This is a genomic window from Natrarchaeobius versutus, from assembly GCF_041205745.1.
Lineage (GTDB): Archaea > Halobacteriota > Halobacteria > Halobacteriales > Natrialbaceae > Natrarchaeobius > Natrarchaeobius versutus.
Genome location: NZ_JBGFCC010000009.1, coordinates 164,987 through 178,683, shown reverse-complemented (window position 1 = coordinate 178,683; position 13,697 = coordinate 164,987). Strand labels below are relative to the sequence as shown.

Genomic DNA, 13,697 nt, shown 5'->3' with positions numbered 1-13,697 from the left:
CGTATGACGGATCTCGCCGACCGACGATGGCGCCTCGTCGTGGACGAAGCTCGCGACGGCGCCACGCAGATGGCACTCGAGGAAGTCGCCGCCCGGACGGCGCTGGCCGAGGACCTTCGGACGGTCAGGGTTTACTCGTGGGAACCGAGTACGCTCTCGCTCGGCTACCGCCAGGAGGCCGACACCGTCGACTGGGAGTACTGCGAACGGGAGGGGATCGACGTCACCCGACGACAGACCGGCGGCGGCGGGATCTACCACGATCGGTACGCTGACATCTCCTATACGATCGTCGCACCGGCCGACGAGGTGCCCGGTGACCTGATGGAGTGTTACGCGCTGTTTTGCGAGCCGATCCTCGAGGCGTTCGAGCGACTGGGGGTCGACGCCGACTTCGCGGCGAACGCGCAGGCGGCGATCTACGAGCCCTCCTGTTACCTCCGAGACATACATCCGGCCCACGACGTCGTCGCACCGGCGAGCGCGGACGGTGATCCGGAGCCCAAGAAGATCAGCGGCAACGCCCAGTACCGCCAGCGGGACGTCGTCATCCAGCACGGATCGCTCTCCTACGACCTCGAGCCGGAGCGACACGTGGGCGTCTTCGACGCCGACCTGAAACCCGAGACGTTCATCGATCGGGTGACGAGCATTCGCGAACAGGCCGGCGTCGGCCGGGGCGAAGCCGTCTCGACGATCGGCGGCGCACTCGGCGACTGGTGTGAGGCGGACGAAGATACCTGGCGCGAAGGCGAACTCGAGGCCGCCGCGGACCTCGCGGCGACGAAGTACGGGTCGGACGACTGGATCCACGACCGGGACGTCCGCGAGCAAGAGCAGAGCCGGCCGTGACCGCTCGACGCACGACTGCGAAATGCCGACGTGGCGAGAGACGTGGGGCGCTTGCGGCGTGACTCGAGACCGTGCAATCGGTACCCATCGAGCGACGCGGCGGCGCTCCGTTATATCTATCACGAACCGGTACTGACGGGAATCCATGACCATGAAGGTCGGCGCACACGTCTCGATCTCCGGCTCGCGCGTCTCGTCCGACGACGAAACCCCGCCGTACGACGACATTCGGAACGCGGTTCACCGTCAGCTCGCGTTCGGCGGCAACTGCGGGCAAGTGTTCACCACCTCGCCGCAGGTCTGGGCCCAGCCAGAGATCAGCGACGAGGCCGCCGAAGGCTTCCAGGAGGAGAGCACCGAGGAACTCGAGGGGCCGTGGGTGATCCACTCGTCGTACCTCGTCAACCTCTGTACACCAAAGGAAGACCTCCGGCGAAAGTCCACGGAGAGCATGCAGGCGGAACTCGACGCCGCCGAGGCGCTCGACGTCCCGTACGTCAACGTCCATCTGGGGGCACACACCGGCGCGGGCGTCGAGGGCGGACTCGACAACGCCGCCAACGTCATCGACAGCCTCGACGTTCCCGACGGGGTCGAGATCCTGATCGAGTCCGACGCGGGGAGCGGCACCAAACTCGGCGGCGAGTTCGAACACCTCGCGGGAATCATCGATCGCACCGAGACGGAGATCGGCATCTGTATCGACACCGCCCACACGCTCGTCGCGGGCAACGACCTGACGACGCCCGAAGCGGTCGACGAGACCGTCGAGCGATTCGACGACGTCGTCGGCCTCGAGTACCTCGAGTACATCCACCTCAACGACTCGAAACACGACGTCGGAACCCACAAGGACGAACACGCCCACGTCGGCGAGGGCTACATCGGTGAGGACGGCATGAAGGCGATCGTCAACCATCCTGACTTGCGGGACCTGCCGTTCGCACTCGAGACGCCAACCGAGGACGGTCGCGGCTTCGCCTGGAACATCGAGAAGGTCAAAGAGCTACGCGAATCATAAACGACTCGAGCGCCACCTCAATCCGCACGCCGGTCGACGCCGCCTCCCGAAAATCGACCCGTTTTTACTCGAGACGTGCGTATCGTCGTCCGTGCGCGAATTCTCCGAGGACTACCTCAGTCGAACCCGTGAGGGCATGTGGGACGACTCACGGGAGGCGCTCGAGGCGCTGGCGCTCGACTCGCGCGACCGTATCCTCGACGTCGGCTGTGGCACCGGCGAGTTGAGCCGCGTGCTCGCCGACGAGACGCCGGACGCAACCGAGGTGGTCGGCTGTGACGCCGATCCGTCCTTGCTCGCGGTCGCGAGCGCCGAGGTCGATCCCGTTCCCGTCGCCGCCGGTGACGCCCTCCGCCTCCCGTTTCCCGACGATAGCTTCGATCTGGTCGTCTGTCAGGCGCTACTGATCAACCTGCCCGATCCCACGGCGGCGATAGCGGAGTTTGCTCGCGTCTCGTCGGATCTCGTCGCCGCCGTCGAACCGGACAACGGTGCCGTCGAGATCGACTCGAGCGTCGGCGCCGAGGACGCACTCGAGCGGCGGGCTCGGTGGGCCTACCTCGACGGCGTCGGAACCGACGTCTCACTCGGCGCCGACGCGCGAAACGCCTTCGAGGAGGCCGATCTCGAGGTGCTCGCAACCCGCCAGTACGACCACGTCCGGACGATCGAACCGCCGTACTCCGAGGGAGCCCTGACCGCGGCCCGCAGGAAGGCAACGGGCGCCGGGCTGGCCGACGACCGGGAGACGATGCTCGAGGGCGAGTTGACCGAGACGGAGTACGACGACCTCCGGAGCGCGTGGCGGGCGATGGGCCGGGACGTGATCGATCAGATGGGGACACGGGAGTACCACCGCGAGGAGACGGTCCCGTTTTTCGTCACCGTCGGCCGCGTTCGGAGTACCGATACCCAGTTCGACTGATACCGACTGAACCAGTTCGCCGATACCAATAGAACCAGTTCGATCCACGATCCAACTTCGACGGCCAACGAGGTTCGACCGGTCCAACAACAGTTGCGGGAATAGCCGCGAGGCGACTCGATTTCGTTCGGATCGCGCAAAAAACGGGGGTCCCTACTGCACGTCGTAGCCGTGGTCTTGGAGCAATTCGGGGAGGCGGTCGCGATGGTCGCCCTGTAGTTCGATCGTATCCTCGGAGACCGTGCCACCGACTGCCAGTGATGACTTGAGAGATGATGCGAGCGATTCTATCTTCGATTCCGGGATATCAAGCCCTGAAACCAGTGTGACGGCTTTTCCGTACCGCCGTTCATCAACAGTAATCGATACCTGTTGCTGGGCTTTGTCGAGCGCATCGTGGCCGTCAAGTTCATCCAGCAACTCGTCCAGGGAGTCATCCTCTCTCACGATATTAACATTAGATTCCGAATTAATATACTTTTGTGCTGGCAGTATCGGGCGCTATCGAACAACATCTCCGGGCCCTCTTTGTCCACGAATCCGGAGCGTTCTTGGATTACGCGCCACCCCCAGTGTTGAAACGGCTGATCGAAGATGCGAAAAAGGGCCACCAACAACGACCGTATCCACGAGAGTCACTCGCTACCGCCACTCAATCGAGGTGTGAGTCGTAGCTAACTGTGAGGCCTATTACGAGTCGAATGCACGCGTCGGAACCGTCTTACACAGCACCACGACCCGGTCGTGAGACGCGTACCCCGCCGCCAGCTCAGACCACGTCGCCGCGAACCGTCGTCCCCTCCTGTTCGGCGCGCCAGGCGTGGAGTTCCCGTGCGGCCTCAGTCGCCTCCTCGTCGTCCATGCCGAGCATCTCGAGGGCGGCAGAGAGCGTCGGCAAGGCGAGTTCGCTCTCACGAAGCTTCCGGAACGCCTCCTCGCTTCGGGTGCCCTCGACCCAGAGACAGACCCCGCGCGGATCGAGCAATCGGGTGTAATCCTCGCGCAGTTTCGCCCCCCGCAGGCGCTGGGTGACGTTGTGCTCGAAGGGGGCGTTACAGACCTCGAGATGGACCGGCTCGTCGGCCTCGAGCAAGTGAGCCGCGAGACACTTCTCGGGTGCCGCGTGGCCGTTCGCGTTCGCCCGGAGATACTCGGGGTACGCCGTGGCCCAGTCGGCCCGGACCGACTTCCCGACGCCCTCGATGCCGTGAGAGTCCCGGAACGCGGCGTCGGGATTTTCGTCCGTCCCGCTCGAGTCGTCCCCGCCGCCGACGCCCCCGCCACCGGCGGCCGCGCTGTCGTCTCGGACGAGAATGTCCTTCGTGAGGTAGACGTCGAGCCGTTCGATGGGATCGAGGCCGAGCGCGACGTCGCCGAACGCCCACACCTCGCGGACGGGCACGGGCATCCGGTCGTTCTCGACGACGTCGACGATCTCTTCGAGCCGGTCGACCGCGTCGGTGCGGCCAAGTTCGCTCATTAGCCGAACTGGGGGCTCGAGGCGCAAAACCGTTTCTCAGCGCGGCGGCGAACGGAGACGGCCGTCACGTGCCGTGCTCACGCCGCCTTCGAACCGTCGGACGTCACGTACACCGTCTTCCGGACGGTCGCGTGAACGGTGCCGTCGGCGTCGACGAGGTCGACCGTGTAGTGGCGGTCGAGCGCTTCTGTACCATTGGCCTCGAGTTCGGCACGAATTGCGGCGATCTCCTCGTCGGTGATCGTAAACCGTGCGTACAGCGTGTCTCGACCCGGTTTCTTGAACCGAATCTCCGCTTCCTTGTCCCAGACGACGTACTCGTCTCCGAGCGATTTCATCAGCATCATCATGTGAAACGGATCCACGGCCGCGTAGATACTGCCGCCGAAGGTCGTCCCCACGTAGTTCCGAGTGCGCCAGTTCAACGGCAGCTTCACCCGGATCTCCTGCCAGTCGGGCGCGACGTACGTGACGCGACCACCGGTTCGGCGGTACGCCGGAAACAGGTTGAAGCCGATCCGATAGAGCCGAGAACGCAGGGACGAGAGCATACGCACGTTACGGCTACTCACCCCGAAAGTGTTGGTAAACGGAACGTCGGTGGACGGGCGTTTCCGACGAACGGGTTCACCGACGTCGCTCGCCAGGGGGCCCCGGCGCCACGTTGTCTTCTGTCAAGAGACCAGGTTTTTATCGGTTCCCAACGAACGGAACACTATGAGACACCGCGTGTTCAACGAGGACGGCGAGGAAGAACTCGTCTTCGTCATGGGCTGGGGCAACCGCTGGACCCACGAGAACGTCAGCTGGCTGATCGGGAAGCTGACCGACGCCGGCTATCGGGTCCACGCGTTCGAGCTCCCGACGAACATCGAGGACTTCAAAGCCGACTGGCTCGAGCCGGTCGCCGAGTACGTCCTCGATCTCGAGGAGTACCAGTTGCTCGCACACAGTGCGGGCGCGCTGGTCGCACAGGCCCTAGACGGCGCGGACAACCACGTTTACCTGAGTCCGTGGTGGGGGTACGGCGACGACTATCCCGACCGACTGCTCGAGGCCGTCTCGAACGTGCCGACGACGCTTCCCTGCCTCCCGGTCGGCGAGATGGACGAGTACACGCTCGGCGAGTTGGCGACCGATCACCAGATCGCGACGACGCCCCGATGGGTCTCGCCCGCGTTCGTCCGGGAGACCCGCCACGCCCAGCGGGAACTGCTCGCCATCGACCACGACGCCGTCGTCTTCTGTTCGCTTCGCGATCCCGTGATCGACCATCGACCGATCGGCGAACGCGTCCCCGCCGAACACGTCGTTCTCTACGACGGCGGCCACGAACTGTTCTCCTCGCCGAGCAGGGATCGGTACGTCGACCTCCTCCTCGACTCGCTCGAGGGCGGCGCGACGATCGTCGAGGAGCAAGCCCGGGTTCCCGTCTGAGGAGCATACACCCCCGGGATCGAAAAACGGCCGGCTCGGCGTTCGGAGAACCGACGGGAAACGACCGCCAACCCACGGGAAGACGAAACGGTGATCCGTTCCGGTCGACAAGGACCCGTCGATGGAGTGTAACCGGTGTGACGGGGAGGCGATCATGCACGCCGCCTACTCCGGCGCCCACCTCTGTGCCGATCACTTTCGCGAGTCCGTCGAGAAACGGGTCCGCCGCCGGGTTCGACGCGACGATCTGGTCCCCCACGACGCAACGCCCGACGATCCGCAAACGTGGGTGATCGGCCTCTCGGGCGGGAAAGACAGCGTCGTGCTCACGCAAATCCTCCACGATACGTTCGTCGACGACCCACGCATCGAACTCGTCGGCCTGACGATCCACGAGGGAATCGAAGGCTACCGCGATAAGAGCCTCGAGGCCTGCGTCGAACTCGCCGACGACCTCGAAATCCGCCACGAGGTCGTCAGCTACGAGGAGGAGTTCGGCATTCAGATGGACGAGGTCGTCGAGGACGATCCCGAGAACATGGCCGCCTGCGCCTACTGTGGCGTCTTCCGTCGGGACCTCCTCTCGCGGTACGCCGAGAAACTCGAGGCCGACCTGCTGTTGACCGGTCACAACTTAGACGACGAAGCCCAGACCGCACTGATGAACTTCCTCGAGGGCGACGTCGCCCAGATCGCGAAACACTTCGACGCCAGCCTCGGACCACTGTCGGAACGCGAAGAAACCAACGAGTTCGTCCCGCGAGCGAAGCCGCTTCGTGACGTTCCCGAAAAGGAAGTCGCCCTCTACGCACACGTCGAGGACCTCCCCGCCCACATCACCGAGTGTCCACACGCGAGCGAGGCTTACCGCGGCGAGATCCAGCAACTACTCTACGACCTCGAGGAGAACCACCCCGGGACGCGACACTCGATCCTCTCGGGATACGAGGAACTCGGGTCGATCGTCGCAGACGAGTTCAGCGGCGAGGACGGCGCCGACCTCCGGGAGTGCACCGAGTGCGGTTCGACGACCACCCGCGAAGTCTGTCGGAAGTGCTCGTTGCTCGAGGCACTCGTCTGATACGGACGGTCATTCCGTGTCGGACACCCGATCCGTTCGTCGAGGACAACCGTGAATCACCGTCGGTTCGATCGTGTACGACGTGTCTTACACGACAGTCACGGAATTAGCGTCCGACCAGTCGTCGGACTCGCTATCCGAATCCGAGCAAGCGAGCGGCGCCGAGCAGACCCCACGCCGCCGCGAGCAACAGCGCAATGTACAGTCCGTTGCCGAAGCCGGAGACGATCAGAAACCGTCGGACAGGGTACGCGCTTACTCCCGCGACCACGGTCATCAGGCCGCGAATTCCGGGGATCGCGTTCGTCGCACAGATCGCCCATCCGCCGTACGCGTCGAACTGGCGTTCGACAAAACCGAGCCGACGGTCACTGATACGTCCCTGTACGACAGCCGGAAGCCGCTCGAGGTAGGGCACCGTCCGACGGAGGCCGAACAGTTCCGGTGACTCCTCGTTGAATCCGCGATAGAGCGTCCACTGGCCGACGGTCGCGGCGACGACGCAACCGAGGACTGTCGCCGTCGTCGCCGTCCGTCCCGGGTCGGCCACCGTCACGTAGCCGACGAAGACCACCGGCGGCTGGAGGAGTTTTCCGACGACGAGCCCCTCGAGGTAGAAGAGGACGACGAGCACCGGGACGCCGATCGATACCGCGAGCGTCACGAGTTCCATCCATCACCACCGCGCGGGGTCCCGGGAAGTCGTCCGAACCGATTCCCGGCGAGACGGCCGTAGCCACGTCGCATAGTTCAACCATACGACTAATCGCGTATGGCTCCTGCGATACGTGGTTCCAAACCGGAGAGATCCCACGAATCGCGATCGTCGCGACTCGAGTAGGTCTCTCGAACGTTTACACCGTTTCGAGAGCATCGTCACTCCCGGTTGAACCGGCACGAAAAATCGATCGTCACGACGTGAACGCCGTCGGACGAAGCCGCACGTCGACGATTACCGGATAACGTCGACGCCGTTCTGTTTCTCGAGTTCCTCGCGGCCACCGTCGCTCTGGGCGCCGAATCCGGAACCGGAGTCGACGTTGTTGCTCGCGTCGAAGTCGGTCTCGTTCAGCCCTTCGATGCTCGCGCGGGACTTGTCGGCCTGTTTCTGGGTCGTCGGGCCGAGAACCTGGGCACTCTGGACGCCAGTCATGATCGCCATGACGCGGACTTTGCCTTTGTAGTTCTCCTGGATACGCGCGCCCCAGATGACGTTCGCCGACGCCTCGAGGCGTTCGGTGATGTTGTCCGCGATCCCTTCGGCCTCCTTCAGGGTGAGGTCGGGTCCGCCGGTAATGTGGACGAGTCCACCGGACGCACCGCGATAGTCGACGTCCAACAGCGGGTGGTTCATCGCGTCTTTGACGACCTCGTCGGTCTTGTTCTTGTCCTGTGTCTCCCCGACGAGCATCACCGCGACGCCGCCCTGGTTCATGATCGTAGACATGTCCGCGTAGTCTAAGTTGATCAGGCTCGGCTGGGTGATCGTCTCCGAGATTCCTTTAACGGTCTCGGCGATGATCTGATCCATCACCGAGAACGCCTTGCCGATCGGGAGGTTCGGGACGTAATCGAGCAGTCGATTGTTGTCCAGTACGATGATCGAGTCGGCCTGTTCGCGCAGTTTCTCGAGGCCTTCCTCGGCTTTTACGGTTCGTGCGCGCTCGACGTTGAACGGCGTCGAGACCATACCGACGACGATCGCGCCCTGCTCTTTGGCGATCTTCGAGACGACGGGCGCGGCGCCGGTACCGGTCCCGCCGCCCATGCCCGCAGTCACGAAGACGAGGTCCGCATCCCCAAGGACCTCTTTGACCGTACTCTGGGCCATCTCGGTCGCGCGTTCGCCCATCGACGGGTCGCCGCCAGCGCCGAGGCCGTTCGTCAGCGACTTGCCGACGAGAATCTTCGTGTCGGCCTCGATCATCTTGAGGTGCTGTTTGTCCGTGTTGACCGCCACGGTGTCGGCGCCGTCGACGCCGATGTTGTACAGCCGGTTGATGGTGTTGTTTCCGGCACCGCCACAGCCGACGATGACGATCCGCGGGTCGCCGAACTCGTCGCCGTCCATGTCGGCGTCCATCTCGCGGGCTTCCTGTTCTGCGTTCTCGAGTGCGTCCTGAACGATATCCTGCATGTTTACACCTTCGCCCACGTTCGTTTACCGGCCTGTTCGGTCTGTCCTTCGTACTGTTCGTTGATCATCTCTCGGACGGCCGACCGAATCGCCTCGCTTCGGTTCGGAAACTCACCCGAGTCGACGAGCTGTTCTACCTCCTCGATCTGCTGTTTCGGAATTCGCAGTGTCACACGCTCCATGGTTGTATTCCCCAGTGGGTAAGACGGCGCGCGCCCCTGTCAGACGCGCCGTGTCTTACGTCGGAGGCGCCCTATCGCGGGCGTTTTCGGCATATGCCGACCCTTGTAAGACAACCGTCTTACGCGAGTAAACGGAATACCAGCATAGATAATAAAACTATCGTCAGACACGACCATCCGTGTCTTACGAAAGTCACACGTTCCGACCGTCGGACTCGAGAACGTTCGCCGCGGGCGTCCGTCGACCACAGCTCGGACAGAACGCCCAGTCGGATCGGAGTTCGTCACCGCACTCACAGAACGAGCGGTGTGTGGCCTTCTCACCGCAGTTCGGACAGTATACGTGGTCTGCATCCACGTGCTCGCCACACTGATTGCACTGCGTCCCTTCCGGCTCCGGGGTCGATCTCCCGGCCGGTCGATCCGCGTCCGACACCGTCGCCTGTGTTCGGTCGTCGGACGCATCGACCGTCCGACTCTCGGTTCCCTCGAGGGAGATCGTGACGTTGACGTCCTGTGGTTCGCTCGTACGCGCGGGCGATTGCAAATGGTCGATCGGGCCCAGTCGATCCGCGAGGAGGTCGTCGATCCGATCCTGGACGAGATCGTCGATCGCTGTCTCTCCACGCTCACGTTCCGGCGACTCCTGCCCGTCGGACGATCCATCGAGGTACGATCGAAGCGCCTCACGCATCGCTTCGCTTTTGGAGATCTCGAGCGCCTCGAGCTCCTCGACGAGGTCGTCATCGGCGCGGAACGTGATCTTACTCATGGCGCTTGAATACTCCCATGTTAACAGTCATCCTATATCAATCATTCTTCCGTTCAACGATCCGTACACGTTCGCCACCGTCGGGAATGATAACCCTTATGTTTGCCAGCGGGTCTACGTTGAGGTGTAACCGCCCTTAGCTCAGACTGGTAGAGCAGTCGACTGTAGATCGACTTGTCCCCCGTTCAAATCGGGGAGGGCGGACTTCTCTCCAAGCCGATTCGTAGTCGACTGTAGATCGACTTGTCCCCCGTCTTCGTGAGCGAAGCGAACGAGGGCTCGGAAGTCGCAGCGCCGAGCGAAGCAAGGCGACCGTCTTCCGGCGTTCAAATCGGGGAGGGCGGACTGTTTTTCCGCGAACAACTTCGTGAGCGGGAAGCACGTCTTTCCGAGCCGATTTGAGCACGTCAGTCACAGCCCGTGTGCGAAGCGAAACGAGCACACCGGACTGTCCGACATCTGTTCAAATCGGGGAGGGCGAACTTGTTTTCTAGCCGATTTGTGGTCGACTGTAGATCCACTTGTCCCCCACTGTCGTGACTACAGCGAGCGTATTCGCTATCAGTCACGAGAGGACCCAGACCCGCTGATCAGCTGGCGCTCGAGAAAGGGCCGTACAAACCGTGGACACGCTCCGGAATCGACGGCTCGACGAAACGAACCGGTTCGTACACTCCGCGTTCGGGAGAGGCTAGTTGTTGTTGATACGAGACATGATTTCACCGAGGAAGGTGTCGTAATCACGCGTCTGTAAGTAGACGGTTCCGGGTCCGGAGAACGTCATGACGTATCCCTCACCACTCAACATCGACTTCTTCAGTCCGCCGACGCGGTGTGTGTTGAACTCGACCGTTTCGTCCCACGCGACCGAGTGGCCGGCGTCGACAGTCAGTTGTTCACCGGCTTCTAGCTCCTGTTCGAGGATACCGCCGTAGCTGCCGATGAACAGTTCGCCCGTTCCGCTTGCCTCGAGGAAGAAGAGTCCTTTTCCGCCGAGGATCGAGTCCAGTCCGCCCGAGGCCGAATCGGTCGTAATACCCGCTTCGTTCGCGACGTACGAACCGGACTGGACGTAGATTGATTCCGAGTCGAGACTGACTCTGGTGACGTCTCCCGGTTGCGTGTGTGCGAACCGGACCGTCTGGCCGTTTGCGGTCGCGGTGAACGTGTTCCGGAACAGCGTTTCGCCGGTGAGTACGGAGTTTTTTACCGACGAGAGCAGTCCGCCGGAACTGCTGTGGGTGTCCATTTCGACGTGTTCGCTGTAGGTCATCATGGCGCCGGCTTCGACAGTTATTCGTTCGTCGGTATCGAGGTTCGCCGAGACGACCGTGTACGACGGATCGTGTGTGAATTCATAGTCCATTTGACTGATCTCTATTTAGAATACTGTCCCAAATATGTTTCTGTCGGTAGTATTTAACAATCACTTTAGATTTTATTATCAACGTTGAAATTTATCGTGGCCACTGAACGTCGTTGTGTACCTGCTCGCGATTGCCCACCGAGAGACCGGCCAGAATCGGTCGGTCTCCGGTACGTGGTTGCGGGCGGTGTTGAAATCGTTTCAGCTATCGTAACAACTGAAACGATGTACACACTGATCGCCGACCAGTCTGGCGATTAGGTATGAAATGACGTTCAGTGGCGACTATATTACGATAGATCTAATCACGCAAGCGTTGTTCGATCCGTGTGTAAACGACTCAGTCACCACTTAAAAATCGGGAATGAGTTCCCGTCGCATATGCTGGCCAGTTCCTTTTGCCCACCGTGTTGGTAGACATCGTATGAGCGAGGAGAACCCGAACGTCGACCGCGCACAGGACAGAGCCGAACGGCGAAAGCGTCGACGCGCCGATCACGCCGAATCGATCCTCGAGGACGTCGAGCGCCATCTCGGGGAACTCGAGTACCCGGTCAGAAGCGAGGAGATCGCAGCGGAGTACGGCAACGAGCCGATCGATATGCCAAACGAGACGGAGTCACTGGGGAGCGTCTTCGATCGCCTCGCCGGAGAGGAGTACGACAGTCCGGCGCAGGCTCGAGAAGCGATCTACGGCGAGATTACGGGTGAGGCCGGCGACCGTCACGAGGCGAATCCCGAACGCGACCTCGAGCGTCTCGACGAGGGGAAACAGGGATCGCTCGGTGAAAGCGGAAGCGACACGCTGTGAGGTGGACGAGAAGGCCCGATCGATCTCGAGGCCAGACCCCCGTGGTGCGATCTCGCTCTCCGTTCGTGGGACGAGGCTGGCAGGTCGGTCTCGAGGTCTGACCTCCGTGGCGTCGACTGGATTGTGAGAGCAGAACCGATTTACGTCAGCGACGTCTGTCCTCGCGTATGGATTACGAGTCGAGTCTCGACCGAGCGATGGACGACGTCCCCGACATCGGGGGCGACGAACAGCGGTTACAGATCCCCGACCCGCGTGCCCAGAAAGACGGTGCGTTTACGCGGTTTACGAACCTCGGCGAGATCGCAGACGTTCTCTCGCGGGAGGACGAACACCTCCACCGGTTCGTCCAGCGGGAGATGGGGACGAGCGGGAAACTCGAGAGCGGACGCGGTCGGTACAACGGGACGTTCTCGAAGTCGGATTTCGGCGTGGCGATCGACGCCTACGTCGACGAGTACGTCCTCTGTTCGGAGTGTGGTCTGCCGGATACGCGTCTCGTTCGTGAAGACCGAACACCGATGCTTCGGTGTGACGCCTGCGGTGCGTTCCGACCGGTGACCAAGCGCTCGACGAGCAGCCAACAACAGCAACAGGCCGACGCCGTCGAGGAAGGCAAGACCTACACCGTCGAGATCACCGGAACCGGTCGGAAAGGCGACGGTGTCGCCGAAAAGGGGAGCTACACGATTTTCGTCCCCGGCGCCAACGAGGGCGACGTCGTCGAAATCTATATCAAGAATATCTCGGGCAACCTCGCGTTCGCTCGACTCGCCTGATACGGATTGCTGTCGTGATGTATCGGTGAGACCGCCGCTCGAGTCGCGGTCTCACCGGAACTGATCGACAGTAAGCCGTATGAGTCCGGTTCACACGTCCGACTCGGACAACGTTCACGATCAGTATCCGATCGGCGACAGGACCGCGAAGGTAAAGTCAGATTGGGCTAGTTGCACGAACGTGGGAGTCTCGTTCGACCTCTTTGGAACGCTCGTCAGCGCGGACAGACCCGACGACCCGGCGAGAGCCGTCGCGTCAGAACTCGAGGCCCGTGACGTCCCGGTCCCCGAGGACTGGGCGACGGCCTACGGCGAGCGACACGTCGACGCGCCAGACGGCGCTGAGGTTCCCTTACCGGCACATGTCTCGCACGCGCTCGCGAGCCGCGGAATCGACGCTCCCGGAAGCGTCGTCAGACGAGCGACCGTCGCGGCGTTCGACCCGGCCGTCGAGACGAATCCTGGCGCGCTCGAGGCGGTCACTGCCGCCCGGGAGCGGGGACCGGTCGCCATCTGTTCGAACTGTAGCGTGCCGGAACTCGTCGGCCGAACGCTCGTCAGGTCGGCGTTCGACCGCGACGAGTTCGACGCGATCGTGACGAGCGTCGGCTGTGGGTGGCGCAAACCCAGCCCCCAGATATTCGAACTGACGGCGGAGAAACTCGACGTCGCATCGGCCGATCTCGTCCACGTCGGCGACGATCCGCGGACCGACGGCGGCGTCGAGCGGGTCGGCGGAACCGCATTGATCCTCGAGAACGCACCGCTTCGATCGATTCCACGGCGACTGTGTGAGCGAGCGACGGGAACGAAGCGATCGGAGGACGCGAACCGATGATCGAACGCGTTCGAAC

Annotated in this window: 16 protein-coding genes, 1 tRNA gene and 1 pseudogene; 10 read left to right on the top strand and 8 right to left on the bottom strand. The window is 62.5% G+C overall.

The genetic code is table 11. The features are described from left to right. Positions 1-3 precede the first annotated feature (3 nt). The 3 genes from AB7C87_RS19315 to AB7C87_RS19305 all read left to right on the top strand — a co-directional run bounded on the left by AB7C87_RS19315 (position 4) and on the right by AB7C87_RS19305 (position 2,798). Positions 4-852, top strand: coding sequence for a lipoate--protein ligase family protein (locus AB7C87_RS19315; protein WP_369731131.1), 849 nt, complete (start codon positions 4-6; stop codon positions 850-852). A gap of 151 nt (positions 853-1,003) precedes the next feature. Next, positions 1,004-1,873, top strand: a complete 870-nt coding sequence (locus tag AB7C87_RS19310) for a deoxyribonuclease IV (protein ID WP_369731210.1) — start codon at positions 1,004-1,006, stop codon at positions 1,871-1,873. Between the two features lie 91 nt (positions 1,874-1,964). After that, entirely contained in the window at positions 1,965-2,798 is an 834-nt protein-coding gene (locus tag AB7C87_RS19305) for a class I SAM-dependent methyltransferase (protein ID WP_369731130.1), read from the top strand. A gap of 153 nt (positions 2,799-2,951) precedes the next feature. Here AB7C87_RS19305 and AB7C87_RS19300 read toward each other — a convergent pair whose 3' ends face one another. Beyond that, entirely contained in the window at positions 2,952-3,248 is a 297-nt protein-coding gene (locus AB7C87_RS19300) for an SUI1 family translation initiation factor (RefSeq protein WP_369731209.1), read from the bottom strand. A gap of 74 nt (positions 3,249-3,322) precedes the next feature. Here AB7C87_RS19300 and AB7C87_RS19295 point away from each other — a divergent pair. Continuing rightward, positions 3,323-3,472: pseudogene (locus tag AB7C87_RS19295) on the top strand (IS4 family transposase); the annotation flags it as partial. 95 nt (positions 3,473-3,567) lie between these two features. Here the strand turns inward: AB7C87_RS19295 and AB7C87_RS19290 are convergent. Beyond that, positions 3,568-4,278 carry a DUF7095 family protein gene (locus tag AB7C87_RS19290; protein ID WP_369731129.1) on the bottom strand — a complete coding sequence of 237 codons (711 nt, stop codon included), beginning with the start codon at positions 4,276-4,278 and terminating at the stop codon, positions 3,568-3,570. Positions 4,279-4,355: 77 nt separating this feature from the next. Next, on the bottom strand, positions 4,356-4,829 hold the full coding sequence (locus AB7C87_RS19285; RefSeq protein WP_369731128.1) for a DUF4442 domain-containing protein: 474 nt from the start codon (positions 4,827-4,829) through the stop codon (positions 4,356-4,358). Between the two features lie 166 nt (positions 4,830-4,995). Between AB7C87_RS19285 and AB7C87_RS19280 the strand changes: the two genes are divergently transcribed. Then, the gene (locus tag AB7C87_RS19280; protein WP_369731127.1) at positions 4,996-5,715 is read left to right on the top strand and encodes an alpha/beta fold hydrolase; all 720 of its coding nucleotides are present in this window, start codon (positions 4,996-4,998) and stop codon (positions 5,713-5,715) included. 121 nt (positions 5,716-5,836) lie between these two features. Continuing rightward, on the top strand, positions 5,837-6,796 hold the full coding sequence (ncsA, locus tag AB7C87_RS19275) for a tRNA 2-thiolation protein NcsA (protein ID WP_369731126.1): 960 nt from the start codon (positions 5,837-5,839) through the stop codon (positions 6,794-6,796). A 133-nt stretch (positions 6,797-6,929) separates the two neighbouring features. Here the strand turns inward: ncsA and AB7C87_RS19270 are convergent, their stop codons facing one another. The 4 genes from AB7C87_RS19270 to AB7C87_RS19255 all read right to left on the bottom strand — a co-directional run bounded on the left by AB7C87_RS19270 (position 6,930) and on the right by AB7C87_RS19255 (position 9,887). Beyond that, positions 6,930-7,469 (bottom strand): DedA family protein, encoded by a 540-nt coding sequence (locus AB7C87_RS19270; protein WP_369731125.1) that lies wholly within the window; start codon positions 7,467-7,469, stop codon positions 6,930-6,932. A gap of 279 nt (positions 7,470-7,748) precedes the next feature. Continuing rightward, on the bottom strand, positions 7,749-8,933 hold the full coding sequence (ftsZ, locus tag AB7C87_RS19265) for a cell division protein FtsZ (RefSeq protein ID WP_369731124.1): 1,185 nt from the start codon (positions 8,931-8,933) through the stop codon (positions 7,749-7,751). 2 nt (positions 8,934-8,935) lie between these two features. Next, positions 8,936-9,115: a transcriptional regulator CdrS gene (gene cdrS, locus AB7C87_RS19260; RefSeq protein ID WP_149080960.1), complete on the bottom strand. Its 180-nt coding sequence runs from the start codon at positions 9,113-9,115 to the stop codon at positions 8,936-8,938. Positions 9,116-9,308: 193 nt separating this feature from the next. Continuing rightward, a complete protein-coding gene (locus AB7C87_RS19255; protein WP_369731123.1) occupies positions 9,309-9,887 on the bottom strand; it encodes a double zinc ribbon domain-containing protein in 579 nt (192 codons plus the stop codon). A gap of 130 nt (positions 9,888-10,017) precedes the next feature. Between AB7C87_RS19255 and AB7C87_RS19250 the strand changes: the two genes are divergently transcribed. After that, positions 10,018-10,091: transfer RNA gene (locus AB7C87_RS19250), tRNA-Tyr, on the top strand. Between the two features lie 487 nt (positions 10,092-10,578). Here AB7C87_RS19250 and AB7C87_RS19245 read toward each other — a convergent pair. Then, entirely contained in the window at positions 10,579-11,253 is a 675-nt protein-coding gene (locus AB7C87_RS19245) for a TIGR00266 family protein (RefSeq protein ID WP_369731122.1), read from the bottom strand. Between the two features lie 424 nt (positions 11,254-11,677). Here AB7C87_RS19245 and AB7C87_RS19240 point away from each other — a divergent pair, with 424 nt between their 5' ends. The 3 genes from AB7C87_RS19240 (at position 11,678) to AB7C87_RS19230 (ending at position 13,681) form a co-directional block, all read left to right on the top strand. Further along, positions 11,678-12,064, top strand: a complete 387-nt coding sequence (locus tag AB7C87_RS19240) for a DUF5789 family protein (RefSeq protein WP_369731121.1) — start codon at positions 11,678-11,680, stop codon at positions 12,062-12,064. Between the two features lie 167 nt (positions 12,065-12,231). Next, positions 12,232-12,843: a translation initiation factor IF-2 subunit beta gene (locus AB7C87_RS19235; RefSeq protein WP_369731120.1), complete on the top strand. Its 612-nt coding sequence runs from the start codon at positions 12,232-12,234 to the stop codon at positions 12,841-12,843. 181 nt (positions 12,844-13,024) lie between these two features. Continuing rightward, positions 13,025-13,681, top strand: a complete 657-nt coding sequence (locus tag AB7C87_RS19230) for an HAD family hydrolase (protein WP_369731119.1) — start codon at positions 13,025-13,027, stop codon at positions 13,679-13,681. Positions 13,682-13,697: the final 16 nt, after the last annotated feature.